Genomic DNA, 25,045 nt, shown 5'->3' on the forward strand with positions numbered 1-25,045 from the left:
GTCCGCTCAGCCCCGGGCCTGCCCCGGGGCGGTGGACCGCGCCAGCCGCGGGAAGAGGGCCTCGGCGTTGCCGCGGTCGATCGCCCGGCGCTGGATGTCGGGGAGGGAGAACTCGTCGAGCAGCCGGGCGAAGTGCGCGGACTTCGTGCTCGGCGCGTACGGCCAGTCGCTGCCGTAGGTGATGTGGGTAGGGTCGGCGAAGGCCAGCAGGCTCGGCAGAGCGTACGGCGAGGAGGACAGGGCCGTGTCGTAGTAGAACCGGCGCATCCGGGCCAGGCCGTCCTCGATGGTGCCCTGCGGTGCGCAGTGCTGGGCCAGGCGCTCTGCGGCGTACGGGACGAACCCGCCCGCGTGGGACAGGATGATCTTCACGTTCGGGTAGCGCTCGAGGCAGCCGGAGCGGGCCAGGTTAACCGCGGCGCGGGTGGTGTCGAGCAGGAAGTCGGCCGCGTACGGAGGCAGTCCGGGCACCGGGTCGGCGGGCAGCGTCGACGGGTGGACGAAGACGACGGCGGAGCGTCGGTCGAGCTGCTCCATCAAGGGGTCGAAGGCGCTGTCGCCCAGGTACACGCCCCTGCTGTTGGCGAGCAGGATCACACCATCCGCGCCCAGCTCGTCCAGGGCGTGGCCGGCCTCGCGGACGGCCCCGTCGACGTCGGGCAGGGTGAGGGTGGCGAAGAAGCCGAACCGCGCGGGCACACGGTCCCGCAGCCTCGCGCAGAACTCGTTGAGGGAACGGGCCATCGCGCGGGCCTCGTCCTGTGCGCCCGGTTCGACACCGGGGGTGGAGACGGACAGAACGGCGGACTCGATGCCGATGTCGTCCATCAGTGCGAGCGCAGACTCGGCGTCCCAGCGGGGGATGGGCAGGCCGCCGGACACGATCCCGGCCGCGGCGAGCCAGTCGGCGTAGAAAGGCGGAACGACGTGCTGGTGGGTGTCGATACGTGCTGTGCCGGTCATGAGCGGGGCCTTTCTACCGGGTCGGGCAGGGCGCGGCGCAGTTCCCGTTTGAGGATCTTGCCGCTGGCGGTCATCGGCAACTCGTCGTGGAACTCGAACAGTCGGGGGTACTTGTAGGCGGCCATGGCCTCCTTGCACCAGGCGCGGAGATCCTCCTCGGACAGCCGGGAGCCCGGGCGCCGGATCACGAAGGCCTTGACCTCCTCGCCGTGCACGGGGTGGGGGACGCCCACGACGGCCGCCAGGCTGACCTCGGGGTGGGTCAGCAGCACGTCCTCCAGCTCCCGCGGGTAGATGTTGTAGCCGCCGCGGATGACGAGGTCCTTGGCCCGGTCGACGACGACGAAGTCACCGTCCTCGTCGCGCCGTGCGACGTCCCCGGTGTGCAGCCAGCCGTCTTGCAGCAACTCGGCGGTGGCCTCCGGGCGCCCGAGATAGCCCTTCATCACGTTGTGCCCGCGGACCACGAGTTCCCCGGTCTCACCGTCGGCGACCGGCGTGCCTCCAGCGTCGACCACACGCATCTCCACGCCCCACACCGGGCCGCCGATCGAGCCGGGCTTCGGAGGCCGCCCCGGAGTCTGGAACGACACCATGGGGCTGGTCTCGGACAGCCCGTAGCCCTCACGGACGTCGACGCCGTAGGCCTTCCGGAAACGGGCCGCGATCTCGGGCGGCAGGGCGGAGCCCCCGGACACGGCCATGCGCAGGTTCGCGGTGATCCGGGCGAGGGTGGCCTCGTCGGCGGACTCACCCAGCAGTTTCCAGTACATGGTGGGCACGCCGGCGAAGAGGGTGACGGCTTCGTCCGCGAGCGTGCGCAGGACGTCGGCCGCCTCGAAGCGCGGCATGAGCACCAGCCGGGCGCCGATGCCGAAAGCCGCGTTCATCTGCACCGTCTGTCCGAAGCTGTGGAACAGCGGCAGGACGACCAGGTGGACGTCGTCCGGGCGTGCCTCGACGGTGCGGTGGCAGGTCAGGGCGTTGAGCACCATGTTGGAGTGGGTGAGTTCGGCGCCCTTGGGCCGGCCGGTGGTGCCGCTCGTGTAAAGGATGACCGCGGTGTCGGTCTCCGCGGTGCACACGGTCTCGAACGTCTCGGCACGACCCTGCAACGCCGCGGAGAGGGTGGGGACCTCGTCCAGGGGCGAAGGGTCTCCGGGGCGGTCGGTGATCAGGAACAGGTGCTCGCAGGAAGGCGCCAGTGCGACAGCCTCCGCTGTCTTCGAGGCGGGTACGGCGGCCGCCGCACCGGCGTAGCAGAAGAAGGCCGTGGCTCCCGAGTCGGACAGGTGGTACGCGATCTCGTGCGGTTGGAGCATCACGTTGAGCGGGACGACGGCCGCGCCGGCCTTGAGGATCCCGTAGTAGAGCGCGGGGAAGTCGACGAGATTGGGGCAGCTGAGGGCTACCCGGTCGCCGCGCCGGACTCCCGAGTCGGCGAGGAGGTTCGCCACCCGGTTCGCGGCCGCCTCGACCTGGCCGTACGTCAGACGGCCCCTGGACGATCGCTTCCCGATCGGGCTGGCGGCGAGCCGTGTCTTCCAGCATGGAGGCGAGATTCAGCATGATCGACTTCCCCGACTGTGCGATATGAGATGTTTCTGGTGCGTTAAATGAACCTCTCGATTCGGTGATTGTCAATAGGTTGACTGGATTCGGGACATGGCGCACCGAGGGTCTTCCGCTCGGGCGGAGGGTCAGTCCCCCGTGGTCCTCGCCGACCGTGCGATCCGGCCGGCCACCCGGCCCAGCAGGCTCTTCAGGACGAGCCGCTCGTCGCCGGTCAGATCCCCGAACCAGTCCTGTTCGAGCCGGTTCTGCTCGGCGAAGGCGTCCTTGATGGCGGCCGCGCCGGCCTCGCTCAGCCGTACGCTCACCAGCCGTCTGTCGGTGGTGGAGACCCGTTCGCGGACGACCAGGCCCTCGGCCTCCAAGGTGGCCAGGACGGTGGAGGTGGCCTGGCGGCTCACTCCGGACAGGCGGGCGATGTCCCGGGCCTCCGCCTGTCCGAAGATCCACACGGTGTACAGGATCCGGAAACCGCTGGAGGTGAAGCCGTGCGGCCGGTGGATCAGGCGCTCGGAGGTCTGGCTGTGGGTGTTCGCGGTGCGTAGCAGAAGCATCCCGAGGTGGAAGGCCATCGGGTCCAGGTCGGGCAGCTCCCGGCGGGTGAGCTCCAGGGCGACGTCGCTGAACTCCACGCCGTGGACCTGTGACGCGGCGGCCCGGACTGGCGCGTCGGGAGCGGTGTTGTCCGCCGGTGCCTTGTCCGTCACTGTTTCCCCCTCGCTGTCCTGTGCCGCAGGCTCCCGCGGTCCTCGCCGTGCGGGTCAGACTACCGATCGCGGGTGACCGACCCGGTGCGCAGGCTCTGTCCGCGGAAGGTCGCGATCGTGGTGTTGTCCTGGGCCGTCACCGTCACGTCGTAGACGCCGGCCTTCGGTCCCTGGTGGGTCGCCCGGCAGGCGGCGGTGAGGGTGTCGCCCGGCCTCGCGGGGGAGAGGTAGAGAATGCTCGCCCCGGTGGAGACGGTGGGGACCGCGCCGTCGTTGGCGGCGTAGGCGAGCGCGGTGTCGGCCAGCAGGAAGATGAGCCCGCCGTGGCAGATCCCGTGGCTGTTGAGCATGTCCGGGCGGACCGTCATCGACAGGAGGGAGTATCCCGGTCCGGCCTCGTGGACGGTGATGCCGTTGGTGCGGGCGCAGTGGTCGCGGGTCAGTAGGTCCTGGGTCGCGGGCGGGAGCGTAGGTGTCGTCATACGCAAAGAATAGACTGTCAATGGGTTGACTTTCCTTCGAAGGGTGCAGGACCTTGGGCCCACTGCGGACCGACGTCCCAGTGACGCGGCCGGGGCGGCCGACGAGCCGACCGCCGCCTCCCGTCCCCCTCTTCCAGCCGGAGATGTCATGGCTGCACGTATGTCCACACCTTCCCGAGGGCGGCTCCATGTCGTCGCCGCCTGCTTCCTGATCCTTTTGTGCGAGGGCTACGACCTGGCGATGTTCGGCAGCATCGTGCCGTCGCTCCGTTCCTACGGCGCATGGCACCTGAGCGCCGAGACGATCGGCCTGATGGGCTCGGCCTCCGTTCTGGGCATGCTCTGCGGAGCGGCGGGGGCGGCCTGGCTCGCGGACCGGTTCGGCCGCAGGCCCCTCATGATCGGTGCCGTCGTCCTCTTCTCGCTGGCCATGGGTGCCGGGGCCGTTGCTCCAAGTGCCGCGATCTTCCTGGTCCTGCGCTTCCTCGTCGGGCTGGGTGCGGGCGCGGTCATGCCGACCGCGGCCGCCACGCTGCTCGACGTCGCCCCGGCCGGAAAGGGCAGCCGGTTCAGCGCGATGGGCTTCGTCGGCGTGGGGCTCGGCGGTGTCGTGGCCGGACTCCTGTCGCTGTGGCTGGTGCCGTCGTACGGATTCCGCGCGATGTGCGCGGCCGGGCTGGCCCCGCTGCTGCTGATCCCGTACCTGCTGAGGGTGGTGCCCGAGTCGATCCCGTTCCTGCTGGCCCGGGGGCGCGCCGAGGAAGCGGCCTCCGTGGCGGCCCGCCTGGGCGTCGATCTCGCCGAGCAGGAACGCGAGGAGGAGAGGCGGGACGCGGTGCGTCCGGCTTCACGGGGCAGGCTGGGCGAGGTCTTTGGCGAGGGCAGAGCCGTGGGCACGGTCATCTTCTGGGGCGCCACCCTGTTCTGTCTGCTCGTCACCTTCGGGGTGAGCGCCTGGCTTCCGGACTTGCTGCTCGGTGCGGGATACAGCATGTCGGTCTCGCTAGGCTCCCTGGTCGCCCTCAAGGCCGGTGCCGTGGGCGTCCTGGCGGCGGGGTGGCTCGCGGACCGGTTTGGGCAGAAGCGCGTCGTCCTGTGCACCTACCTGTGCAGCGCCTTCTCGTTGGCGGCGCTGAGCCTGTCGCCGCCGCCGGTCGTCGCCTACGCCCTCATCGCGCTGCTCGGCCTGGGGACCACCGGCCTCCAGACGCTGATCAACGCCTACGTGGGCAGCTACTACCCGACCCGGATACGGGCCACCGGCCTCGGGCTGAACCTGTCGATCGGCCGGATCGGAGGCATCGTCGGACCGACGTACCTCGGCTTCCTGGTCGCCTCCGGACTGGGCTTCGGCGGGAAGTTCTACGCCCTCGCCGTGCCCGCGCTCGTCGGGGCCTGTCTGATCGCGGCCGTTCCCCGACCGCGCCCCGCGCCGCGTGTGGTGGCGCCGGCGGACGCGGCCGACCGCGTGGTGGGCAGTGCGAACTGAGCGTTCGCGGTCCGGCCGTGTCTCCCCGGCGGCGGACCACGCCCGGCCGCCGGGGAGACACGGCGGCATGGGCGGACGTGATCGCGCCGCCGTTAGACTGCGGCGGTGGACGAGCAGCGGACGACGCCGGTGAGCGAGCAGCGCACGGCACCGAAGACAGCCCGGTCGGCGGGTTCCCAGACCCTGGCCCGCGGGCTGTCCGCGCTTCAGCTCGTCGCCGGTACCCCGCAGGGGCTGGGCGTCCAGGAGGTCGCCGAGCGCCTCGGCGTCCACCGCACGATCGCCCATCGTGTTCTCACCACGCTTGCGGACTTCCACCTGATCTCCCGCAGCGGCGACGGCCGTTACCGTGCGGGTGTGGGCACCGTCGCACTCGCCCGCGGCTATGCCGCAGGGCTGCGGGAGACTGCGCTGCCGGTCCTGCGCCGCGCCGCCGACGAACTGGGCGCGACCATCGCCCTGATCGCCGAGGAGGGGGACGAGGCCGTGGCCGTGGCGGTGGTCGAACCGCAGTCCGTCGACTACCACCTCTCCTACCGGGTCGGCAGCCGCAACCCGCTCGGGGTGGGTTCCGCGGGCCTCGCCCTCGCCTCGCTGCACCCTCCGTACACCGGCGAGCCCGAGCCGGTGGCCGAGGTCCGCAGGAGTGGGTACGCCACCACGTACGGCCAGGTGGAGCCCGGGGCCTACGGGGTCGCCGTCCCGCTGCGGCTGCCCGATCCGGCCACGCGGCTGTGCGTGAACCTGATCACCTCGCGCGAGGACGTCGCACAGACGTCCCTGCACCGCATGCTGGCCGCGGCCCAGGAGATCGGCGAGGCCGCGAGCGCCTAGCGCGTGGGCGGACCCCCTTGAGCACATGGGTGGACCCCGTGTGACCGGTTGATTCTCGAACGCCCCTTGACAGGGCATCCTTCACCCTTGAGGCTGCAAATATCGCACGACTAAGAGCGATAGATGCACAAGCCGCTCGGTCATGTCAGGAGTTCCGCGCATGCCGCACCCAGACCCCACCACCCCTCCGCACCGCTACGACGTCGTGATCGTCGGTGCCGGACCCACCGGACTCACCCTCGCGAACCAGCTCGGCCTCTACGGCGTGCGCACGCTGCTCGTCGAGGCCGAGCGGCAGCTGATCGACTACCCGCGCGGCGTCGGCATGGACGACGAGAGCCTGCGCGCGTTCCAGCACATCGGCCTGGTCGACGAGGTGCGCCGGCACACCACCCCGCACCAGATCATGCGGTTCGTCAACGGCCGAGGGGCGCTGCTCGCCGAACTCGCCCCACGCACCGACGAGTTCGGCTGGCCCCGGCGCAACGCCTTCATCCAGCCCCTCGTCGACGCCGAACTCTTCGAAGGAACCCGCCGGTTCACCGGCGTGGACGTCCGCTTCGGCCACCGCATGGAGCGCTTCGCCGAGGTCCGCGACGCCGTGGAGGTGGAACTCGCCGACGCCGACGGCGCGCGACACACCGTACGGGCGCGCTATCTGGTCGGCTCCGACGGCGGCCGCAGCCTCACCCGCAAGTCGCTCGGACTGCCCTTCGAGGGGGCCACCGAGCCCACCCGCTGGCTGGTGGTCGACCTGCGCAACGACCCGCTCGGCACCCCCAACGCCTACCTGGGCTGCGACCCGTCCCGCCCGTATGTCTCCATCGGGCTCCCGCACGGCATCCGCCGCTTCGAGTTCATGCTGTTCCCGCACGAGGACGACGCCTTCGCCGACGACGAAACCAACCTCCACAGGTTGCTGGCCCCGCTGGTCCCCGACCCGGCGGGCGTCGACCTCATCCGCCGCCGCGTCTACACCCACAGCTCACGGGTCGCCGGCGCCTTCCGTAAGGGCCGGGTCCTGGTCGCCGGCGACGCGGCCCACCTGATGCCGGTCTGGCAGGGGCAGGGCTTCAACAGCGGTATCCGGGACGCCGTCAACCTCGGATGGAAGCTCGCCTGCGTCGTCCACGGCAGCGCCGGTGAGCGGCTGCTCGACTCGTACGACAGCGAGCGCCGCCATCACGCCGCCGCCATGGTGGCCCTCTCCGACAAGGCCGGCAAGGTCATCTCCCCGACCAACCGCCTGGTGGCCGGCGTCCGCGACGCCGTCTTCCGGGGGCTGAACGTCGTCCCGGCGGCCAAGGACTACGTCGCCCAGATGCGGTTCAAGCCGATGCCGCACTACGAGCGGGGCGTGGTCGTCCATCCCGACCGGCCCGTGAAGGGCGCGGCCCCCTGCGTGGGGCGCCTCTTCATCCAGCCGCACGTGGCGACCCGGGACCGGGACCAGGTGCTGCTCGACGATGTCACCGGGCTCTGGTTCACCGTCCTGGCCTGGAACAACAACCCGCTGTCCGTGCTCGACGACCGGGCGGCCGACCTCTGGCGCCGGCTCGGCGCCCACTTCGTCGAGGCCAGGCCGATGTGCCAGCTGCATTGGGCGGCGGAGCAGGAGCCGGACTCCGGGGTCACCGTGGTCGGCGACCTCACGGGCCGCCTCAAGGAGTGGTTCGACCGGCGGCCCGAGTCCTTCGTCGTCCTGCGCCCGGACCGCTTCGTGGCCGGTGCCGCCCTCGCCCAGAACGCCACGGCCCTCACCCACCGTCTCGCCGACGCACTCCACCTGATCCCCGGAGGACCCGATGTCCCTCGCCCTGTGCTGCCTGTCGCACTCCCCGCTGATGGAGTACGTGCGGCCACGGGCTGACGTCCGCGACCGCGTCGACCGGGCCCTCGCCAGCGCGCGCGCATTCGTCGAGGACTTCGACCCCGATCTCGTCGTCATCTTCGCGCCGGACCACTACAACGGCTTCTTCTACGACATGATGCCGCCGTTCTGCGTCGGCGCGCGCGCCCACGCGATCGGGGACTTCGGGACCCCCGAGGGTCCCCTGTCCATCGACCGCGAGGCGGCGCTGGCGCTGACCGAGGCGGTGCTCGCCGCAGGTGTCGACACCACGCTGTCCGAGGACATGGTCGTCGATCACGGCTTCTCCCAGCCGCTGGACCTCCTGTTCGGCGGGATCGACGCGCGGCCCGTAGTGCCGGTGTTCGTCAACTCGGTCGCCGAGCCGCTGGCCCCGGTCCGCCGGATCCGGGCGCTCGGCGAGGCGATCGGCCACGCGGCGACCGGACTCGGCAGGCGCGTGCTCGTCGTCGGCTCCGGCGGCCTCTCGCACGACCCGCCGGTGCCGCGGATGGCGGAGGCCGACACCGCGGAAAAGGTCGCCAGGCTGATCGCCAACCGCAACCCCACCGACGAGGCCCGAGCCGCCCGCCAGGCCCGCACGATCGCGGCGGCCGAGGCGTTCGCTCGGGGCGAGTCGGAGATGCACCCGCTCAACCCCGACTGGGACAACCTCGTCCTGGACGTCCTCGGCGACCCGGCCCGGCGCACCGAGACGGACGACTGGACCAATGCCTGGTTCGCCGAACAGGCCGGCAACTCCGCGCACGAGGTCCGCACCTGGATCGCCGCCCACGCGGCCCTGTCCACGGCGGGTCCCTACCGGGTCACCAGTCGCTTCTACGAGCCCGTCGAGGCCTGGATCGCGGGCTTCGCGGTCACCACCGCCGTCACGGTCTGAACCGTCCCACCGGCCGTCACCACCGACACCCCCACGGAGAGAACATGTCCGCCATCTACCCGTCCATCTGGCTCGGCTTCTCCCAGACGTCCTTCACCCTGCGACAGGTCCAGGCCGGCCGCTGGAGCACCCGGGTGCTCACGGCCGGTCCGGACGACGGCGAGGCGCTGGTGCTGATGCACGGCACCGGCGGCCACCTGGAGACGTACGCTCACAACGTGAAGGCGTTCGCCGACGCCGGTCACCGTGTGATCGCGTACGACTTCCCGGGCCACGCCGGCACCACCCACGCCACCGAGAACCTCGAACTGCCGCACTACGTCGAGCACCTGCTCGACCTCCTGGACACGCTCGGCATCGAGAAGGCCCACCTGTCCGGTGAGTCGCTCGGTGGCTGGGTCGCCATCAAGTTCGCGGCCCGCCACCCCGACCGGACCCTGAAGATCATCGCGAACACCCCGGGCGGCACCATGTCCCGCCCGGAGGTGATGCGGAAGATCGGCAGCCTGAGCCAGGCCGCCGCCGACGATCCCTCGTACGAGCGGGTCAAGGCGCGGCTGGAGTGGCTGATGGCCGATCCGGCCACCGTCACCGAGGAACTCATCGCGACCCGCCGGGCCCACTACTCCCGTCCCGGCTACGCGGACTCCGCCCGGCACATCCTGTGCCTCCAGGATCCGGAGATCCGCCGCCGCAACCTGATCACCGACGGGGAGCTGGCGGCGGTGAAGTCGCCCGCCCTGGTGGTGTGGAGCTCCGACGATCCCTCCGGCCCGGCGGCGGCCGGGATGGACATGGCCGAGAAGATCCCGGGCGGGCGCTTCGCCCTCGTCGAGAACGCGGGGCACTGGCCGCAGTGGGAACAGGCGGAACGCTTCAACGAGCTGGTGCTGTCCTTCCTCGCCGACGCGAGGTAGGACCCCGCACAGCGGTGAGCCCCGGCCACGACGGGCCGGGGCTCACCGCTGTGCGGGGTGCGGGTCAGGAGGCCGCCGCCCGGGCCGCCAGGTCCAGCGCGATGTCGGTGATCATGTCCTCCTGGCCGCCGACCATCTTTCGCTGGCCCACCTCGACGAGGATGGCGCGGGTGTCGAGCCCGTGGAGTGCGGCGGCCGTCTCGGCGTGGCGGAGGAAGCTGGAGTAGACGCCCGCGTAGCCGAGGGTGAGGGTCTCGCGGTCGACCCGTACCTCGCGGTCCTGGAGCGGTCGTACGAGATCGTCGGCGGCGTCCATGAGGGGGAACAGGTCGCAGCCGTGGTCCCAGCCCATCAGGTCGGCGACCGCGACGAACGCCTCCAGGGGACAGTTGCCCGCTCCCGCGCCCTGTCCGGCGAGGGAGGCGTCGACGCGGACCGCGCCGCTTTCCACGGCAACCACGCTGTTCGCCACGCCGAGGGCGAGGTTGTGGTGTGCGTGGATGCCCAGTTCCGTCTCCGGCTTCAGCACGTCCCGGTAGGCCCGGAAGCGGTCGCGCACCCCGTCCATGGTGAGGCGGCCGCCGGAGTCGGTGACATACACGCACTGCGCGCCGTAGGACTCCAACAGCTTTGCCTGGCGGGCCAGTTCGGCCGGTTCGGCCATGTGGGACATCATCAGGAACCCGGCTACGTCCATGCCCAGGTCGCGGGCGGCGGCGATGTGCTGGGCTGCGATGTCGGCCTCGGTGCAGTGGGTGGCGACGCGCACCGAGCGGATGCCCAGGCGGTGGGCTTGCCTGAGGTCGTGCAGGGTGCCGATGCCGGGCAGCAGCAGGGTGGTGGGCACGGCCTGCTGGGTGACGTCGGTGACGGCCTCGATCCACTCCCAGTCGGTGTGCGCGCCCACGCCGTAGTTGATGCTGGAGCCGGACAGGCCGTCGCCGTGCGCGATCTCGATCGCGGCGACCCCGGCGGAGTCGAGCGCGGCGGCGATCGTGCGGGCCTGGTCGACGGTGTAGCGGTGGCGGACGGCGTGCATACCGTCCCGCAGGGTCACGTCCTGGACGTACAGACGGGTCATCGGGACGCCACCTCCTGGGCGCGGTGGGCCGTCATGCGTTCCGCGGTGCGCAGCGCGGCCGAGGTCATGATGTCGAGATTTCCGGCGTAGGCGGGCAGGTAGTGGGCGGCGCCCTCGACCTCCAGGAAGACCGAGATCCTGAGGGCCTCGTCGGTGCCCGGGGCCAGGGTGCGCAGCGGGTCGTCGGCGGCCACCCGCTGGAACTGCACCTTCTGCTTGAGCCGGTAGCCGGGCACGTACGCCTGGACGCGTCCGACCATCTCCTCGACGGACGCGGTGACAGCGTCGGTGGCGCAGTCGGAGACCAGGCAGTGCACGGTGTCCCGCATGATCAGCGGGGGTTCGGCCGGATTGAGGACGATGATCGCCTTGCCCCTTGCGGCGCCGCCGACCTTCTCGATCGCCGAGGACGTCGTCTCGGTGAACTCGTCGATGTTGGCGCGGGTTCCGGGACCGGCTGAACGGGAGGCGATGGAGGCGACGATCTCGCCGTAGTGGACCGGCGTGACAGCGCCCACGGCGGCGACGATCGGGATGGTGGCCTGGCCACCGCACGTGACCATGTTGACGTTGGGGGCGTCGAGGTGGGCGGTGCCGTTGACCGGCGGGACGACGTACGGGCCGATCGCCGCCGGGGTCAGGTCGACGAGGGTGCGGCCGAGGGGCCGTAGGACCTTCTCGTGGTGGCGGTGGGCGCCGGCCGAGGTGGCGTCGAAGACGATCTCGACGTCCGCGAACTCGTCGAGGCCGACCAGCCCTTCCACGCCCTGGTGGGTCGTGGCGACCTTGAGGCGGCGGGCGCGGGCGAGGCCGTCGGAGCCGGGGTCGATGCCGGCCATCGCGGCGATCTCCAGGCTCTCCGAGAGCCGCAGGATCTTGATCATGAGGTCGGTGCCGATGTTGCCCGAGCCGATGACGGCGGCCTTCGTCCTGCTCATCGCCGCTCCCCTTCCGTTGACGTGGCCGTGGTCATGGCGAAGCCGACCTGGACGGAGCCCAGACCGGGGATGCGGGCGTCGAAGACGTCGCCGGGTGCGGCGGGGACCATCGGGCCCAGGGCGCCGGTCAGGACGAGGTCGCCCGCGCGCAGCGGGTCGCCGCGCTCGGCGAGCGCCCGGGCCAGCCAGACGGCCGCGTTGAGGGGGCTGCCGAGGCAGGCGGCGCCGTTGCCCTCGGAGACGGTCTCGCCGCCGCGGGTCATGGTCATCGTCACCGCGCGCAGATCGATAGCGGTGAGCGGCACCGGCGTGGCGCCCAGGACGTACAGGCCGCAGGAGGCGTTGTCGGCGACGGTGTCGACGAGGGAGATGTCCCAGTCGGCGATGCGGCTGTCGACGATCTCCAGGGCGGGCAGGGCGAAGTCGACGGCGCGCAGGACGTCCACGACCGTGCACTCGCGGTGCGGCAGGTCCTGTCCGAGGACGAGCGCGACCTCGGCCTCCACCTTGGGCTGGAGCAGCCGCCCGACGGCGACCTCGCCGCCGTCCGGTACGGCCATGTCGGCGAAGAGCGCGCCGAAGTCCGGCTGGTCCACGCCGAGTTGGCGCTGGACGGCGGCGGAGGTCAGGCCGATCTTGCGGCCGACGATCCGGCGGCCGGCGTCCAGGCCGCGCCGAACGTTCAGCTGCTGGACGGCGTAAGCGGTCTGGAGGTCACCCCCGTCCTCGAACAGTTGGCGTACGGGCGGGCAGGGGGCCCCGGTGCGGGCGGCCTCCGCCAGCAGGTCGGCGGCCTTGACCACGGCCGGGGGAGTGTCGTTCGACACGGGATGCCTCCAGGAGCGGGAGATGCGGTGGTTCGTCATCGATATAGACAGGCGGCTCGCGAACACACAAACTTTGTTCCGTGACACGGAACAGCGCGGGCGGCAGCATGCTGGAGAAGGCCACGGTCATCCTCGATTCCTTCAGTCCGGAGGGCGGACCGTTCCGCTTGTCGGAACTGTCGGACCGTACGGGGATCCCCAAGCCGACGGTGCACCGGCTGGCGGCGGACCTGGTCCGGCTGGGCTGGCTGGAGCGCTCCGGATCGCGGTACCGGCTCGGCGCGAAGCTGTTCGAACTCGGCTCCCTGGTCCCGCACCGGCTCGACCTGCGCGAGACCGCGCTGCCCTTCCTCCAGGACCTGTTCGAGGCCACGCGCGAGACCGTCCACCTAGGCGTCCGAGAGGGCATGGAGGTCGTCTACCTGGAGCGCATCCACGGCCACGAGGCCCTCCGGCTGCCCTCCCGTATCGGCGGCACCCTGCCGCTGAGCTGCACGGGTGTCGGCAAGGCTCTGCTCGCCTTCTCCGGCCCCGAACTGGCGGAGGAGGTTCTGTCCCGGCCGCTGCCGAGTCTCACCCCGTACTCCATCACCGACCCGGCACGCCTGCGCCTGGCCCTGGAGAAGATCCAGGTCTCCGGCCTCGCCTACGAGGAACAGGAAGCCGCCGAGGGCGTCAGCTGCATCGCGGCCCCGGTGTTCTCCGGAGGCAGCATGGTGGCGGCCCTCTCGGTGGCCGTACCCTGCGAGCGCTTCGGCCCGGCGCAGCTGGCGCCCGCGGTGCGTACGGCGGCGCTGGGGCTGTCGCGGGTTCTGCGCGGGGGCGGCTGACACCGTCGGGACGCAGGCGCGGCAGGGGCGTACCGTCGTCAGTGTGGAGCCCACCGCCGACGGTCTTCTGGCGCGTGCGGCCCGTGAACTCGCTTCGCGGGCCGACGAGCTGTCCGGTGCGGTGGAAGCGTGTCTGCGGCATGAGCTCCCGGAGTTGTGGGAGGCCCCGGACGTGGCCCGGATGGCCACCGAGAACATCGCCGAGCACCTCGGCGCCGTGCTGGTCGGTCTGGCCTCCGGCACCGAACCGGGCCTGATCCGCCCGCCGCCCGCCGACGCGGAGCGCGCGCGGCGGCTGGCCCGGCACGGCACACCGCTGAGCACCATGCTGCGGGCCTTCCGGTTGGCGCAGGGCATCGTCCTCGACCGGCTCCTCGCCGAACTGCCCAGGCTCAGTGGCGATCCCGAGGAGGTCAACACTGCGGCTCGGGAGCTGATCGCGATGTCGACCGCCTACGTGGACCGCACCTCGGAGGAGGGCGTCGTGGCGTTCCAGGAGGAGCGCGACCGACGGCTGCGATGGCGGGCGGCCCTGGTGAATGAGGCCGGCCTGCGGATCGGCACCACCCTGGACATCGCCCGTACCACCCAGGAGCTTGCGGACTTCGTGAGCGAGTCCTTCGCGGACGCCGTCACCATCGACCTGCTGGACGCCGTGCTCCAGGGACGGGACACCGCCGGGGAGGACCCGCTCAAGGTGCGGCGCATGGCCCAGGGGCCGACGGATGGGGCGGGGTGCGAACCGGCGATCGCCCATCTGTGTCCGGACGGCACACCCGCGGCGTACGCACTGCATGGCGGGCAACCGTCCCGGTACCAGGAGGTGACGTCCTCGGACGGCCGGCCGGCGGCCTCCGCCCTGGTGCTGCCGTTGCGCGCCCGAAGTATCACGCTGGGCGTCGCGGAGTTCCTCAGGTGGCGTGACACCCCCGCCTACGACGACGAGGACGTGCTCCTCGCCCAGGAGATCGTGGCCCGGGCGGCGGTCGCCGTCGACAACGCCCGCCGCTACACACACGTCCGCGCCACCGCTCTCACGCTCCAGCGCAGCCTGCTCCCGCGGCACGCGCCGCGGCAGTCGGCGGTGGAGATCGCCCACCGCTATCTGCCGGCCGGTTCGGAGGCCGGGGTGGGCGGCGACTGGTTCGACGTCATCCCGCTCTCCGGCGCCCGGGTGGCACTCGTGGTGGGCGACGTGGTCGGGCACGGCATCCACGCCGCCGCCACCATGGGCCGGCTGCGGACCGCCGTCCGCCCCCTGGCCGACATCGATCTGCCGCCCGACGAACTCCTCACCCACCTGGACGACGTCGTGCTGCGGCTGTCGGCCGAAGCGGCCACCGCTCCCGACGCCGACACCGAGGGCGACATAGGCGCGACCTGCCTGTACGCGGTCTACGATCCCGTCACCCGCCGGTGCGCCCTCGCCAGAGCTGGGCATGTGCCGCCGGCGGTGCTCGTCGGGGACGGCACGGCGGAGCTGCTCGACCTGCCGGCCGGTCCGCCACTCGGTCTCGGCGGCCTGCCGTTCGAGGCCAGGGAGGTGGAACTGCCCGAGGGCAGCCTGATCGTCCTGTACACCGACGGGCTGATCGAGGCCCGTGACCACGACGTCGAGGCGGGTATGAGCTCGCTGAGGTCGGCCCTGCGGCCCGCCGCCTCCCTGGAGACGGTCTGTGACACCCTGCTCGAAGCCCTGCTGCCGCCCCGGCCGGACGACGACATCGCCCTGCTCCTCGCTCGCACGCGGGCGCTCGGCGCCGACCGCGTCGCCACCTGGGACGTGCCCGCCGATCCGGCCGCCGTCGCCCGGGCCCGTGCGGACGTCTCCCGACAGCTGGGTGCCTGGGGGCTGGACGAGCTGGACTTCACTGCGGAACTCGTGGCCAGCGAACTCGTCACGAACGCCGTCCGCTACGGCAGGCCCCCGATCGTGCTGCGTCTCATCCACGACCGGGCTCTGCTGTGTGAAGTGTCCGACGCCGGCAGCACCACTCCGCATCTGCGGCGGGCGCGTGCCTTCGACGAGGGCGGGCGGGGCCTGCTCCTGGTCGCCCAGCTCGCGGCGCACTGGGGCACCCGCCACGCCCGCTCGGGCAAGACGGTGTGGGCGGAGCTGAGCGAGTCCGCGAGGCTCCCGGCCATGGTGTTCGGCGACGGGTCCGAGGAGGACCTCGCGGGTGCCTCAGTCGGTTCCTGGCTGGACGAGTTTGAAGAAGAGCCGGGCGCCGGCCCGCTGCGCTGAGTTCCGCAGCCGCGCCGGGAGCGGCCGGGCCACGGCGGCGGGGGTGGGGGCGCCGGCCAGGCGGGGGAAGAGCGCTTCGGCGTTGGCGTGGTCGATCGCCCGCCGGATGTTCGGAGCGGTCTCGGCGTCGAGCCCGTTGGCGAAGTACTGGCCGGCGGCCGTGGGCGCGAAGGGCCAGTCGCTTCCGAACAGCACGTGCCCCGGGCGGGCGAAGGTGAGCAGCGTGGGCAGGGCGGCGGGGCTGGAGGACAGGGCGGTGTCGAAGTAGAAGCCGCGCAGGTCGTCGAGGATGTCGAGGGGGCTGCGCCCGGTGTCGGCGGCGATCGCGACGGCCATGCGGTGGGAGGCGTAGGGGACGAAGCCGCCCGCGTGGCTGAGGATGAAGCGGATGTGAGGATAGCGGCGCACGATCCCGTTGCGGACCAGGAGATAGGCGGCGCGGGTGGTGTCGAGCAGGAAGTCGGCCGCGAAGGGCGGGATGCCGTCGACGGCGGGTGCGGGCAGGTCGGCCGGGTGCACGAACACGACGGCGGCGTGGGTGTCGAGGACCCGCCACAGCGCGTCCTGGTCCTCCGCCCCCAGGTAGGCGCCCTGGTTGTTGGCGAGCAGGGTGACCCCGTCGGCGCCCAGTTCGGACAGGGCCCGCTCGGCCTCCTCGGCCGCTGCCTCCACGTCGGGCAGGGGGAGGGTGGCGAACCAGCCGAAGCGGTCGGGGTGGGAGAGGGCGAGGTCCGCGGAGAAGTCGTTGAGACGGCGGGCCAGGTCGGCGGCCTCGGCCGGGTCGGTGAGGAAAGCCGTGCCGGGCGTGGAGACGGAGAGGATCGCCGTCTCGGTGCCGAGCAGATCCATCAGCTCCAGTGCGGCTTCGGGGCTCCAGTCGGGCAGCGCCCGGCCGCCGGCGTCGGCGATGCCGGACTTGGCCAGGGCATCCCGGTAGAGACCGGGGACGAGGTGCTGGTGGACGTCGATACGACGGGGTGTGGTGGTCATGCGGCGACTCTTTCGGGATGCTGACGGCGTTAGTTGTGAGGCATTCGGTGCTCGGGCACTCGGTACTCGGCACGACGGTTCAGACGAAGGCCACCGACACTGTGCCGAGGCCGCCGAAGCGGGCCTCCACCTTCTGTCCGGCGGTGACATGGGGGGCGGTGGTCATCGCGCCGGGCAGGATCACGTGCCCGGGCTCTAGGCCGCCGCCGAAGGCGCTGAGAGCGCGGGCGAGCCAGGCAACGGCGGCGGCCGGATGGCCCAGCACCTCCCTGCTGCTTCCGGCGGCGACGTGCTCCCCGTCCACGATCAGATCGACGGGGACGGAGGCGAGGTCCGGCGCGTCCGCGAGCCGCGTCCACGGGCCGCAGACGAGTCCGGCGGAGCTGGCGTTGTCGGCGACCGTGTCGACCAGGGTGATCCGCCAGTCCCGGATCCGGCTGTCGACGATCTCCAGCGCGGGCGCCACCGCGTCGGTGGCCGCCAGGACCTCCTCGACGGTGACATCCGGACCTTGCAGGGGCTGGGCAAGCCGGAAGCAGATCTCGGGTTCGACGCGCGGCGCGCAATAGCGTGCGGCGCGTACGGCGGTTCCGTCGCGGAGGACCATGTCGTCGAGGAGGTGCCCGAAGTCCGGTTCGTCGACGCCGAGCAGCTCCCGCATGGCGGCCGAGGTGAGGCCCACTTTGTGACCGATGACGGTGGCGCCGTCGGCCACCCGCCAGGAGATGTTGTCCCGCTGCACGGCGTAGGCGCCTGCCAGGTCCAGGCGGGGCAGCAGGGCGGACAGCGGATTGACCGGCGCAGCCTGCTGTTCGGCCTCCCGCAGCAAGCGGGCGGCCTCCTCGCCCTGGACATACGTCAGGTTCATCTCTTGCTCCCTTCCGCGAGACGGCTCGCCGCGTCGAACACCAACTGCGCGTGCAACTGGAACAGAGCCACCAGGTCAACCGCGTCGCCGTGCATCTCCCGGTGGGCGAACAGACCGTCGGCGCTCGCGACCGCGTAGGCGGTGAGGGTGACCACGGCCTCCTCGTCCAGGTCCGGGAAGAGGTTCCTGACCACCTCCTCAACCCGCCGCAGGGACACGTCGCGGACACGGAGGAAGACCGTGCGTCCCCGAGGTTCGGTGGGGCGCCGTTCCAAGGCGATCATCAGGCCCAGCCGGAGGAAGTCCGGTGCGTCGGTGAGGGACCTCGCGACATTGACGGCCATGGCCGTGGCCTGCTCCAGCGGGGTGCCGGTGCGGTCGGCGGGGAGTTCGACGGTCTTCACCCAAGCCTCGAAGCTGCGCTCGATGACTGCGGCGATCAGGTCGTCCTTGTCCTTGAAGTGCCAGTAGATCGAGCTGGCGGGCAGTCCGCACTTGGCGCTCACGGCGGCGATCGACGTGCCCTCGTACCCGCGCTCGCCCGCGATCTCCACCGTCGCGTCGAGGATGCGCTGCCGCGACTCCACGCCGTTCGCGCGCTTCTTGCGCGCCGTCGGCAGCCTGGTCATGGGACCCGCCTCGTTCCTCGTCCTCGGCACTTGACCGTCTACCCCATCCACCCTACCGTAGCGAATGTTCCAATTGGAATAAACGCTACAGCAAGAGCCGCTAACAGGGACGACAGTGAGGCGAGCCGGTGAATGAGATCAGAGCTGAGGGCGACGCGTACGACGTGGCGGTGATCGGCTACGGGCCGACCGGTGTGACCGCCGCGAACCTCCTGGGGGCGATGGGCCTCAGGGTGGTCGTGCTGGAGCGGGACGCCGAGGTGTTCTCCCGCGCGCGGGCGATCTCCACGGACGAGGAGGTCATCCGGATCTGGCAGCGCGTCGGCCTCGCCGACCGGCTCAAGCAGGACATGCTCGCCGAGCGCCCGCTGGACTTCGTGGACGCGCGGGGGCGGACCTTCCTCAGCGCCTGCCCCAGCCCGCGCGGACACGGCCACCCGCCGCAGATGTTCATCTACCAGCCGGCCCTGGAGCAGGTCCTGCGCGAGGGCGTGGACCGCTACCCGAACGTCGAGATCCTGCTGCGCCACGAGTGCCTGCGGCTGACGCAGAACGCCGAGGGCGCCGAGCTGACCGTCCTGAACACCGAGGGCGACTCCGTGCAGCGCCTGCACGCGAAGTACGTGATCGCGGCCGACGGCGGCTCCAGCCTCACCCGCGCCCAGCTGAACGTGGGGTACGAGGGACGGACGTACGAGGACCGCTGGGTCGTCATCGACACCGAGATGCTGAAGCCCTGGCCGGACCACGACCGGCTGCGCTTCCGCTGCGACCCCGCGCGCCCCGCGGTCGACTGCCCGACCCCGCTGGGCCACCACCGCTGGGAGTTCCCGATCCTCCCTGGCGACGACGAGAAGTACCTGGTCACCGATGACGCGATCCACGCGATGATCGCCAAGTACGGCATCGGCCCGGACCAGGTGAAGATCCTGCGTGCCACGGTCTACAGCCACCACGTCCGCTTCGCCGCCCGCTTCCGGGTCGGCCGGGTCTTCCTCGCCGGGGACGCGGCGCACGCCATGCCGCCGTGGATCGGCCAGGGCATGGCGGCGGGCGTCCGCGACGCGGCCAACCTGTGCTGGAAGCTCGCCGCCGTCCTGCGCGGCGAACTGCCCGAGACGGTCCTCGACTCCTACGAGGCCGAACGGAAGCCGCACGTCAAGGAGATCACCAAGCGCGCGGTCTTCGTCGGACGGATCATCACCGAACGACGGGTGCCCGCAGCCCGCGCCCGGGACACCACGTTGCGCGCGCTGCGTTGGGCGACCGGCATCAACTCCCGTCTGGTGGACTCCAACTGGATACCCGTCGCCCACTACGCCAAGGGATTCCAGGCCCACCCGCGCACCAGGTCCTCCGGTAAACAGCTCCCGCAGCCCTGGGTCACCGACTCCTCCGGCACCCGGGTGCGCCTGGACGACGTGCTCGCCGGCCGCTGGCTGTTGCTCCATGTCGGTCTGCCCCGACCGCAGTTGCCCTGGGATCGTGCGGGCGTGCCCTCGCTGGCCGTCCTGCCGGCGGGTTCCCGCCCGGTGGAGGACGCGGTCGTCGACAGTGAGGGCGTCCTGCTGCCCTGGCTGACCGACCACGGTGCGGCCGTCGTCGCCCTGCGCCCCGACGCTTACGTCTACGCCGCCGCCGACGTGGGCGCGCAACTCCCGCAGCCGCCCGCCGGGTTCGCGCCGCTCTCGCCCACGACCGCTTCGACCGCCCAGTGAGGACCGCCATGACCACGCACATCGCACCGCCCCCGATGCGGGAGTCGCTGCTCGACGTCGCCGGTAAGAAGATCTTCGTCGCGGAGACCGGGGACGGCCCGCCCGTCCTGCTGCTGCATGGTGGTGGGCCCGGCGCCTCGGGGGTGGCCAACTACTCCCGCAATATCGCCGAGTTGGCGAAGGAGTTCCGGGTGATCGTGCCCGACCTGCCCGGCTACGGCCGCAGCAGCAAGGGCATCAATCCTGGCGACCCCTTCGGCGCCCTGGCGGCCGGTATCCGTGGCGCCATGGACCAACTCGGCCTGGAGAAAGCCCACTTCGTCGGCAACTCCTACGGCGGTGCCTGTGCCCTTCGGCTCGCCCTGGACACCCCCGACCGGGTCGACCGCATGGTCCTCATGGGCCCCGGCGGCATCGGCACCACCCGTGCGCTGCCCACACCGGGCCTGAACTCCCTGCTGAACTACTACACCGGGGACGGCCCGTCGCGGCTGAAGCTGGAGAAGTTCATCCGCAACTACCTCGTCTTCAACGCAGCCCAGGTGCCCGACTCCGTCATCGACGCCCGCTACCGGGACAGCATCGACCCCGAGGTGGTCGCCGATCCGCCGCTCAGGCGCCCCAAGTCGGTGGGTGCCCTGTGGAAGATGGACTTCACCCGCGACAAGCGCCTGAGCCGCCTGGCCGTGCCCACCCTGGTCCTGTGGGGCGGCGCCGACAAGGTCAACCGGCCCACCGGCGGCCGCATGCTGGCCGACCGCATGCCCAACTGCGACCTCTACGAGGTCGCCAACACCGGCCACTGGGTGCAGTGGGAGCGCGCCGACCTCTTCAACCGGCTCTGCGCCGACTTCCTGGCGGACCGACGATGAACACCTACGACGCCTCCTCCGTCTTCGGCGCGGTCCACCTCGGGTACATCGTCGTCGAGACCGAGCGCTTCGCCGACTGGCGCCGCTTCGGCACCGACGCCATCGGGATGCACTGCGACGAACTCGACACCGGCCTGATGCGGTTCCGGCTCGACGGCCAGGAGTGCCGCTTCCTGCTGCGGCGGGGACCGGCCGAGGACGTCGTGGTGACCGGCTGGCACATCGACGACCACGCGACCTTCGAGCGGATCGAGGCCCGGGTCCGCGCCCACGGCGTGCCCGTCGTCGAGGGCACTGCCGAGGAGGCTGAGCAGCGGGGCGTGGAACGCCTCCTGCGGTTCCCGGGGCCCAAGGGCATCACCCAGGAGATCTACACCACCCCGGTCATCTCGGCCGAACCCTTGAGGATGCTCGCCTCCGGCTGGGTCACCGGGGATTCCGGGATGGGGCATGTCGCGATCACCTCGGCCAGACCGGCCCTGATGCGCGGCTACTTCGACACGGTCTTCGACGCCCGCCTCACTGACTTCATCGACGAGACCATCAGCGGTGTCAAGCTCAAGATCCGCTTCCTGCGGGTCAACGAACGCCACCACTCCATCGCCATCGCCGCCGTGCGCGGCCTGCCGATCGACCCGATCCGCACTCGGGTGCAGCACCTCAACATCCAGGCGGCGAGCCTGGACGATGTGGCACAGAGCTACCAGCGCGTGTGCGAACTCGGCTTCGACATGGCCCTGTCGGTGGGACAGCACACCAACGACAAGGAACTCTCCTACTACGCCCGCACCCCCTCGGGCTTCGAGTGGGAGGTCGGCTGGAACCCGATCGTCATCGACGAGTCGACTTGGGAACCCTCCACCCACCAGGGCATCAGCATCTGGGGCCATCTCCCGGTCGGCCAGACCATCGTCGACAAGCTCGACCAGTTCCGCCTCGGCGCCCGCTCCCTCGCGCGCCCCGAGAAGACCGTGCCCGCGCTGAGCGGCGCGGGCATCCCCGACGACTGACGGGAACGGGCCGGACCGCCCCTGCGGCGGTCCGGCCCCACCGCGTCCCCCGCGACACCGTGTCGTCATCCCGCCTGGCTGTCATGCTCTGATCACAAAGGCAACTCGATGTCCCACCATCTCCGCCCGCCGCTCGGCGGTCCGCCCCGCCCGGTCGAGTCCGACCCCGCGGTCGAACTGGACCGGATACGCACCGCCCAACTCGCTCTGCGCCGCCGGTTCATGGCACTCAACGGCGGCGGCTTCGTCGTCACGACCCTCCTGGCCGTCATCGGCGGACGCCCGCTGGCCATGGGGGTGCCGGGAGGCCCGAACCTGGGCCTGGCGCTGTGTCTCCTACAGGTCGCTCTCCTGGCCGTGTCGGCCTGTCTGTACGACCGTGCCTCGTGCCGTACATCGGACGCGAGGGTGGACCGGGTACGAGCACACACCGCCCTCCTCGTACAGCCGGAGCGAGGCCGGTGATCGCTTCCCAGGACCGGGCGTTGACGCTGATCGCTTTCCTGGCCTTCATCGTGCTGTCTCTGCTGCTCTGCGTCCTCGCCGGTCCCGAGACGGACGAGACCGCCGACTTCTACACCGGCAACCGGTCGCTGACGCCCGTCCAGAACGCCCTCGCCCTCGCCGGGGACTACATCTCGGCGGCCACTCTGCTGGGCAGCTGCGGACTCGTGGCCCTCTTCGGCTACGACGGCATCGCCGCCGCCGTCAGCACCTGTCTGGCTGTCGGCGGCTTCCTCCTGCTCGCCCGCCCCCTGCACCACACCGGGCGCTACACCCTCGGGGACATCCTGGCACTGCGCGCGCCGGGCCCCGCCGCCCGGATCGCCGCCGCGGTCGCCACGCTGGCGTTCTGTGTGCCCTTCCTCGTGGTCCAGCTGACCGGAGCCGGACAGGCCACCGCGCTGCTCATCGGCCTCACCGAGCCGGCCGCCCAGCAGGTCTGCACGGTCTTCATCGGGGCCGTGATGATCTGCTATGCCGCGCTCGGCGGCATGAAGGGCACCAGCCTGGTGCAGATCCTGAAGGTGGCCGTGGTCTTCACCACCATGGCGGTGCTCGCGCTCATGGTCCTCGCCCACTACGACTGGAGCGTGAACGCCTTGCTGGACGCCGCCGCCCGGGGCAGCGGCCGAGGGGACGCCTACTACGAGTCCGGCCAGGCACTGGGGGAGTCCCCCGGCGGACGCCTCGACTTTCTCGGCCTGCAACTCAGCATCGTCCTCGGCGGTGCGTGCATGCCGCACATCGTGATGCGCGTCAACTCCGCCGCCGACGGCGCCGCGGCCCGCAGGACGACCCGCCACACCGTCGTCCTCATCGCCGTCTACAGCGTCTTCATCGTCATCGCCGGTCTGGGCGCGGCCGGAGTGGTCGGCGACAGTGCCATCCGGGCCGCCGACCCCAACGGCCAGGCATCCCTGATGCTGCTGGCGAAGGCACTCGGGGGCGACACCTCCGCGCTGGCTGGCAACGTGCTCTTCACGGCGGTCGCGTGCACGATCTTCGTCAGTGTGCTCGCGGTGGTGGCCGGCATCACCCTGACGGCGGCCGCGGCCCTGGCGCACGACGTACACGCCCAAGTGGTGCGCCGGGGACGGCTCTCCGAGGGAGGGGAGATCGCCTCCGCCCGCTGGGCCGCGGTCGCCGTGGGGGTGCTAGGGATTCTGCTCGCAGTCGCCCTTCAGGGCGGCAACCTCCAGTCCCTGATCCAGCTGTCGCTCACCGCGTCCGGCGCGTCGATCCTGCCGGCGTGCCTCTACTCCCTGTTCTGGGGCCGGTTCAACCGGACCGGCCTGCTGTGGACCGTGTATGGCGGCCTCGCCGCGACCCTCGCGGTGTACATGTCCTCGACGGCCTTCAGCGGCACGCCGACCTCCCTGCTGCCCGGTGCGGACATTCACTGGATCACCTTGCAGTCCACCGGCCTGATCGCCATCCCGGCCGGCTTCCTCCTCGGCTGGACGGGCAGTCGGCTGGGGCGGCGCGGGAGCGTGGCCGACGGGGCGCGCGGTGAACGCGCCTGGAGGACGCGGGTGTTGACCGGCGTGGACGCCGAGTGAGCCGCGCGGAACGCGTTTGAGCGCGGCCCCTCGCTCCGGGCACGGTCCCGGAACGAGGGGCCGCGGTCTGCGAGCCCTGAACGGCTTGTCAGCCCTTGACCCGCCCGGCGAGTTCCGGGAACTGGGCGAGGGCGTTGGAGCGTTCGACCTTCACCCGGGCGGCGGGGGAGAACGTCTCATCCAGCTGGGGCGCGGGGTCGCCCTTCGTCGGGAACAGGGCGCCGCTGAAGGGCCAGTCGGTGGCGAACAGGATGTGCTCGTCGCCGGCCAGTTCGCGCACCGACTTCATGGCCTGGGGAGCGTGGGAGAGCGCGGTGTCGTAGAACAGCTTGCGGAAGTGCGGGCTGCTGTCGTCCGCGCCGGCGATTCCCAGCGTCTGGGCGATGGCCGGGGTGAGGGTGAGCAGGCTGGTGCGGAAGGAGAGGTACGGCAGGGTGCCGCCCGCGTGCGCGCCGAGCCAGCGGATGTTCGGGCGGCGGGTGTACACGCCCTTGTAGAGCATGTTGACCAGCGCGCGGGTGGTGTCGAAGGTGAACTCGTAGAGGAAGGGCGGCAGGCCGAGGTCGGGGTAGTTCTGCGGGGTCGTCGGGTGGATGAACACCATGACCCCGAGTTCGTCGAGGACCTTCATCAGCGGCTCGAAGACGGGGTCGCCGAGATAGGTGCCCTTGTAGCTGCTGAAGATGCCGACGCCGTCGAGCTTCAGCTCCCGCACCGCCCGCCTGGCCTCCACCACGGCCGCGGCGACGTCCTCCTCGGTGACGGGGCCGCCGAGAGGCAGTACGGCGAAGGCGCCGAAGCGTCCCTTGAGGCCGGCCGTGTCGGTGTGGACGAGGCTCTTGCTCATGTAGTCGTTGAGGCGGCGTGCCATGGCGACACGGTCGGCGGCGGAGGACAGATACATCACGCCGGGCTCGGAGACGGAGACGACCTGGGTCTGAATGCCGTAGCGGTTCATGAAGTTCACCGCGAGCGTGGGGCTCCACGCCGGGAACGGCACGCCACCACTCTCGACGACACCGTGTGCGGCCAGCGACGTGCGGTAGAAGTCGGGGACGAGGTGGCAGTGGACGTCGATCCGGTAGTTGCCCGTCGGTAGGGCGGTGGCCTCTGCGGCCTCGGCATGCGCGACCGAAGGGCCGAGGGCCGCGGCGGCGCCCAGCGGTACGGCCGCCTTGAGGATTCCGCGCCGTCGGACACCGTGCGCTGCGTCGAGTCGGGGATCAGTCATCGATGACCTTTTCGAGGAAGGGGGAGACG

General features: G+C 71.3%; 23 protein-coding genes. 12 read left to right on the plus strand and 11 right to left on the minus strand.

The window, feature by feature from the left end; translation table 11 throughout:
* Window positions 1–6: 6 nt before the first annotated feature.
* From G3I78_RS31215 to paaI, 4 genes are all read right to left on the minus strand, one after another.
* A complete protein-coding gene (locus G3I78_RS31215) occupies window positions 7–963 on the minus strand; it encodes an amidohydrolase family protein (protein ID WP_164430682.1) in 957 nt (318 codons plus the stop codon).
* The gene (locus tag G3I78_RS31220; protein ID WP_343243894.1) at window positions 960–2,420 is read right to left on the minus strand and encodes a long-chain fatty acid--CoA ligase; all 1,461 of its coding nucleotides are present in this window, start codon (window positions 2,418–2,420) and stop codon (window positions 960–962) included. Before G3I78_RS31220 ends, G3I78_RS31215 begins: the two co-directional genes overlap by 4 nt.
* Window positions 2,421–2,663: 243 nt before the next feature.
* Window positions 2,664–3,242 (minus strand): MarR family transcriptional regulator, encoded by a 579-nt coding sequence (locus G3I78_RS31225; RefSeq protein ID WP_164430684.1) that lies wholly within the window; start codon window positions 3,240–3,242, stop codon window positions 2,664–2,666.
* A 59-nt stretch (window positions 3,243–3,301) separates the two neighbouring features.
* On the minus strand, window positions 3,302–3,724 hold the full coding sequence (paaI, locus tag G3I78_RS31230) for a hydroxyphenylacetyl-CoA thioesterase PaaI (RefSeq protein ID WP_164430686.1): 423 nt from the start codon (window positions 3,722–3,724) through the stop codon (window positions 3,302–3,304).
* Between the two features lie 160 nt (window positions 3,725–3,884).
* Between paaI and G3I78_RS31235 the strand changes: the two genes are divergently transcribed.
* The 5 genes from G3I78_RS31235 (at window position 3,885) to G3I78_RS31255 (ending at window position 9,714) form a co-directional block, all read left to right on the plus strand.
* Window positions 3,885–5,213: an MFS transporter gene (locus G3I78_RS31235; protein ID WP_164430688.1), complete on the plus strand. Its 1,329-nt coding sequence runs from the start codon at window positions 3,885–3,887 to the stop codon at window positions 5,211–5,213.
* Window positions 5,214–5,318: 105 nt separating this feature from the next.
* A complete protein-coding gene (locus G3I78_RS31240) occupies window positions 5,319–6,047 on the plus strand; it encodes a helix-turn-helix domain-containing protein (RefSeq protein WP_164430690.1) in 729 nt (242 codons plus the stop codon).
* A gap of 160 nt (window positions 6,048–6,207) precedes the next feature.
* Entirely contained in the window at window positions 6,208–7,917 is a 1,710-nt protein-coding gene (locus G3I78_RS31245; protein WP_164430692.1) for a bifunctional 3-(3-hydroxy-phenyl)propionate/3-hydroxycinnamic acid hydroxylase, read from the plus strand.
* Complete coding sequence (locus G3I78_RS31250) at window positions 7,853–8,797, plus strand: 3-carboxyethylcatechol 2,3-dioxygenase (RefSeq protein ID WP_203615773.1); 945 nt, start codon at window positions 7,853–7,855, stop codon at window positions 8,795–8,797. Before G3I78_RS31245 ends, G3I78_RS31250 begins: the two co-directional genes overlap by 65 nt.
* A gap of 44 nt (window positions 8,798–8,841) precedes the next feature.
* Window positions 8,842–9,714 carry an alpha/beta fold hydrolase gene (locus G3I78_RS31255; protein ID WP_164430694.1) on the plus strand — a complete coding sequence of 291 codons (873 nt, stop codon included), beginning with the start codon at window positions 8,842–8,844 and terminating at the stop codon, window positions 9,712–9,714.
* A gap of 64 nt (window positions 9,715–9,778) precedes the next feature.
* Here the strand turns inward: G3I78_RS31255 and dmpG are convergent, their stop codons facing one another.
* The 3 genes from dmpG to G3I78_RS31270 are packed head-to-tail and all read right to left on the minus strand — an operon-like array spanning window position 9,779 to window position 12,560.
* The gene (dmpG, locus tag G3I78_RS31260; RefSeq protein WP_164430696.1) at window positions 9,779–10,795 is read right to left on the minus strand and encodes a 4-hydroxy-2-oxovalerate aldolase; all 1,017 of its coding nucleotides are present in this window, start codon (window positions 10,793–10,795) and stop codon (window positions 9,779–9,781) included.
* Window positions 10,792–11,733: an acetaldehyde dehydrogenase (acetylating) gene (locus G3I78_RS31265; protein ID WP_164430698.1), complete on the minus strand. Its 942-nt coding sequence runs from the start codon at window positions 11,731–11,733 to the stop codon at window positions 10,792–10,794. Before G3I78_RS31265 ends, dmpG begins: the two co-directional genes overlap by 4 nt.
* Entirely contained in the window at window positions 11,730–12,560 is an 831-nt protein-coding gene (locus G3I78_RS31270) for a fumarylacetoacetate hydrolase family protein (protein ID WP_343243895.1), read from the minus strand. The genes G3I78_RS31265 and G3I78_RS31270 overlap by 4 nt, the downstream gene beginning before the upstream one ends.
* Before the next feature lie 107 nt (window positions 12,561–12,667).
* Here G3I78_RS31270 and G3I78_RS31275 point away from each other — a divergent pair, with 107 nt between their 5' ends.
* Complete coding sequence (locus G3I78_RS31275; RefSeq protein ID WP_164430801.1) at window positions 12,668–13,390, plus strand: IclR family transcriptional regulator; 723 nt, start codon at window positions 12,668–12,670, stop codon at window positions 13,388–13,390.
* A 43-nt stretch (window positions 13,391–13,433) separates the two neighbouring features.
* The gene (locus tag G3I78_RS31280; RefSeq protein WP_164430702.1) at window positions 13,434–15,635 is read left to right on the plus strand and encodes a SpoIIE family protein phosphatase; all 2,202 of its coding nucleotides are present in this window, start codon (window positions 13,434–13,436) and stop codon (window positions 15,633–15,635) included.
* On the opposite strand, the gene G3I78_RS31285 is transcribed toward G3I78_RS31280, so the two are convergent.
* The 3 genes from G3I78_RS31285 to G3I78_RS31295 form a co-directional block, all read right to left on the minus strand.
* Window positions 15,576–16,625: an amidohydrolase family protein gene (locus G3I78_RS31285; RefSeq protein WP_164430704.1), complete on the minus strand. Its 1,050-nt coding sequence runs from the start codon at window positions 16,623–16,625 to the stop codon at window positions 15,576–15,578. The two genes, G3I78_RS31280 and G3I78_RS31285, sit on opposite strands and share 60 nt — an antisense overlap.
* A 79-nt stretch (window positions 16,626–16,704) precedes the next feature.
* Window positions 16,705–17,493 carry a fumarylacetoacetate hydrolase family protein gene (locus G3I78_RS31290; protein WP_164430706.1) on the minus strand — a complete coding sequence of 263 codons (789 nt, stop codon included), beginning with the start codon at window positions 17,491–17,493 and terminating at the stop codon, window positions 16,705–16,707.
* A complete protein-coding gene (locus tag G3I78_RS31295; RefSeq protein WP_164430708.1) occupies window positions 17,490–18,122 on the minus strand; it encodes a TetR/AcrR family transcriptional regulator in 633 nt (210 codons plus the stop codon). Before G3I78_RS31295 ends, G3I78_RS31290 begins: the two co-directional genes overlap by 4 nt.
* 128 nt (window positions 18,123–18,250) lie before the next feature.
* On the opposite strand from G3I78_RS31295, the gene G3I78_RS31300 reads away from it, so the two are divergent.
* The 5 genes from G3I78_RS31300 (at window position 18,251) to G3I78_RS31320 (ending at window position 23,785) form a co-directional block, all read left to right on the plus strand.
* The gene (locus G3I78_RS31300; protein WP_164430710.1) at window positions 18,251–19,840 is read left to right on the plus strand and encodes a bifunctional 3-(3-hydroxy-phenyl)propionate/3-hydroxycinnamic acid hydroxylase; all 1,590 of its coding nucleotides are present in this window, start codon (window positions 18,251–18,253) and stop codon (window positions 19,838–19,840) included.
* Window positions 19,841–19,848: 8 nt separating this feature from the next.
* Window positions 19,849–20,712, plus strand: a complete 864-nt coding sequence (locus G3I78_RS31305) for an alpha/beta hydrolase (RefSeq protein WP_164430712.1) — start codon at window positions 19,849–19,851, stop codon at window positions 20,710–20,712.
* Window positions 20,709–21,722 (plus strand): VOC family protein, encoded by a 1,014-nt coding sequence (locus G3I78_RS31310; RefSeq protein WP_164430714.1) that lies wholly within the window; start codon window positions 20,709–20,711, stop codon window positions 21,720–21,722. Before G3I78_RS31305 ends, G3I78_RS31310 begins: the two co-directional genes overlap by 4 nt.
* A gap of 108 nt (window positions 21,723–21,830) precedes the next feature.
* Window positions 21,831–22,187, plus strand: coding sequence for a hypothetical protein (locus tag G3I78_RS31315; RefSeq protein WP_164430716.1), 357 nt, complete (start codon window positions 21,831–21,833; stop codon window positions 22,185–22,187).
* The gene (locus tag G3I78_RS31320; protein WP_164430718.1) at window positions 22,184–23,785 is read left to right on the plus strand and encodes a cation acetate symporter; all 1,602 of its coding nucleotides are present in this window, start codon (window positions 22,184–22,186) and stop codon (window positions 23,783–23,785) included. Before G3I78_RS31315 ends, G3I78_RS31320 begins: the two co-directional genes overlap by 4 nt.
* 88 nt (window positions 23,786–23,873) lie before the next feature.
* On the opposite strand, the gene G3I78_RS31325 is transcribed toward G3I78_RS31320, so the two are convergent.
* Complete coding sequence (locus G3I78_RS31325) at window positions 23,874–25,016, minus strand: amidohydrolase family protein (protein WP_164430720.1); 1,143 nt, start codon at window positions 25,014–25,016, stop codon at window positions 23,874–23,876.
* Between the last annotated feature and the right edge of the window lie 29 nt (window positions 25,017–25,045).

The sequence above is a fragment of the Streptomyces sp. SID13726 genome, assembly GCF_010548375.1.
Taxonomy (GTDB): Bacteria; Actinomycetota; Actinomycetes; order Streptomycetales; family Streptomycetaceae; genus Streptomyces.